This is a genomic window from Ramlibacter sp., assembly GCF_036383835.1.
Classification (GTDB): Bacteria; Pseudomonadota; Gammaproteobacteria; order Burkholderiales; family Burkholderiaceae_C; genus Ramlibacter.
In genome coordinates, this window is record NZ_DASVNN010000156.1 from 1 (window position 1) to 1,932 (window position 1,932).

Here is a 1,932-nt window from a genome sequence, read left to right on the forward strand (position 1 = left end):
CGACAGCAGCACCGCAGTGGCCGCGCTCGCGATGCCCGGCATGCCGTGGTGCTCGGCCAGCCAGTAGCGCGTGTAGCCCAGCTTCTCGCCATGCTGCGCCAGCGAGAGCGAGTTGCGGAACGACTGCGCGGCGTCGCTGCCTTCGGTGATCGGGGAAAGGTCGAGGATCGATAACGGAATCATGGCGCGATCATGGCGTGAACCGCCAAAGCCGTCGCGCGAGGGGCTATTCGGTTGGGTATGGCGTCATCACGCTCACGCGCCGGGGCTCCGCTTGCGCCATTGGCCGAGGTCGGCTTCGATGCGCTCGTCGACGTTGCCGCTCCAATGCGCGCCAAAGCCGGCCGCGCGCAGCAGCTCCACGATGCGGTAGCCCACCACCACGGTGTTGGCTTCGCGCTGTTCGATCTCGGGGATCATGCCGCCGCTGAAGGCCAGGCGCAGGCGGCCGGTGCGCACCGCGGTGTCGAGGTCCTGCGAGTGATAGAAGCAGCAGCCGCGAATGCCCGAAGCCAGCCGCCCCGCGGCGCGCCACTGCTCGCGCACATCGTCGTGGCCGTCGGCCAGCGTGTTGCCCGCGCGATGCAGCGCAATGATCTTCTCGCCGCGCAGCTGCGCGAAAACCGCTTCGAGCCGGTCGTATTCGGTCTGCGCGGGCCACCCGGATTCGGCCGCGCGCTTGGCGGCGCAGGCGCGTGCGGCCTCGGCCTTCACCCAGGCGCGGTCCTCGGCGGAGAGCTCGTCCGGATCAAGGTACTCGTCGGTGATCATCCATTCGATGTCGGCATCGGGATGGAAGCCGCTCCACACGAGATCGTGGATGCGTCCGCGTGTGTCTTCAGGATCGAGAGTGAGGGCCATGCGTGTTGGGTTGCCGCATCGGCGGCGACGAATCGTGCTTTCTTGTTTGTCTGCTGGCGGGAGCGGTTTATTTTCGCCCACCGCATCAGGACGGCGCAGTAATGCGAAAGCATGAGCCCCTGCGGCCACCCCTTCCGCGCCGCGCCATCATGAAGGATGCGCCAGGACAAGGCAATGCAACGCGGCCCCCTGCGGCTGGCTATGCTCGGCGGCTCTTCATGCCGCAGCGCCATCCTTCCATCGACCTGATCGCCCACCCTCGCGTGGCCGGGCTGCCGCCCTTCGACGAGCACGTGCCCACCGAATGGTGCTCCGACGCGCCGCAGGCCACCGAGCGCATGCAGAAGCCGTTCTCCGACTGGATCGCATGGCTGGTCGCGCTGGCGGTGCTGGCTTTCATGGCCGTGTTCGGCTTCCAGGCCATCACGTGGTCGCTGCGCGGCGGCTGGCAATGGCTCTGGCTGCTGGTGGGGCTGCCGTTCTTCGGCATCTTCTCGGTGTCGACGGTGATGTTCCTCGTGACCACGCCGCGCGAGCGCCGCCGCGTGCGCGTGGCACTCGAAAACATGTCGCTTGAACGCGGCGAAGGCTTCCGCGCGGACATGCCGCTGGACCAGCGCCTGCGCGCGACGGTGCCGCCCGCACGGGACGGCGAACGCACCGCGGCGCCGGAGCGCATCGGCGTGCGCCTGATGCAGCGCGCGATCCGCCACGACCACGACGGCCACGCCGTGCTGGTGGACGAGTGCCGCGACGAAACGGTGGCGCATTGCGAAGCCGCCGACGATGCGCACGGCAGCCGGCGGGTCTATGCGTGGACGCTGCGCGCGGGCCCGGCGCACGAAGGCGCGGCGCAATGGTTCGTCACGCTGCACGACGCGGCGCTGCCCGGCGGCCCGCCCTTCCTCGTGGCGGCGCTGCGGGAACTGCCTTCGGCTTGAGTCGGCCAAAAAAAAACCGGGCCATGCAAACGCATGGCCCGGTTTCTGTCTTTCGCCTGGCAGCAGGCTGTCGCGGCGGATTACAGCGGCAGGCTGTCGCCGCGGGCCGCAGCGCGGGCGGCGGCACGCA

Annotated in this window: 3 protein-coding genes; 1 reads left to right on the forward strand and 2 read right to left on the reverse strand. The window is 69.2% G+C overall.

Annotation, left to right across the window (positions count from 1 at the left end; translation table 11 throughout):
- The coding region (locus tag VF522_RS24020; RefSeq protein ID WP_330910866.1) for an LLM class flavin-dependent oxidoreductase at positions 1 to 183 on the reverse strand (183 nt) is incomplete at its 3' end.
- Positions 184 to 255: 72 nt separating this feature from the next.
- Complete coding sequence (locus tag VF522_RS24025) at positions 256 to 861, reverse strand: DUF6891 domain-containing protein (RefSeq protein WP_330910867.1); 606 nt, start codon at positions 859 to 861, stop codon at positions 256 to 258.
- A 218-nt stretch (positions 862 to 1,079) separates the two neighbouring features.
- Between VF522_RS24025 and VF522_RS24030 the strand changes: the two genes are divergently transcribed.
- Positions 1,080 to 1,802 carry a hypothetical protein gene (locus tag VF522_RS24030; RefSeq protein WP_330910868.1) on the forward strand — a complete coding sequence of 241 codons (723 nt, stop codon included), beginning with the start codon at positions 1,080 to 1,082 and terminating at the stop codon, positions 1,800 to 1,802.
- The last annotated feature ends 130 nt before the right edge of the window (positions 1,803 to 1,932 follow it).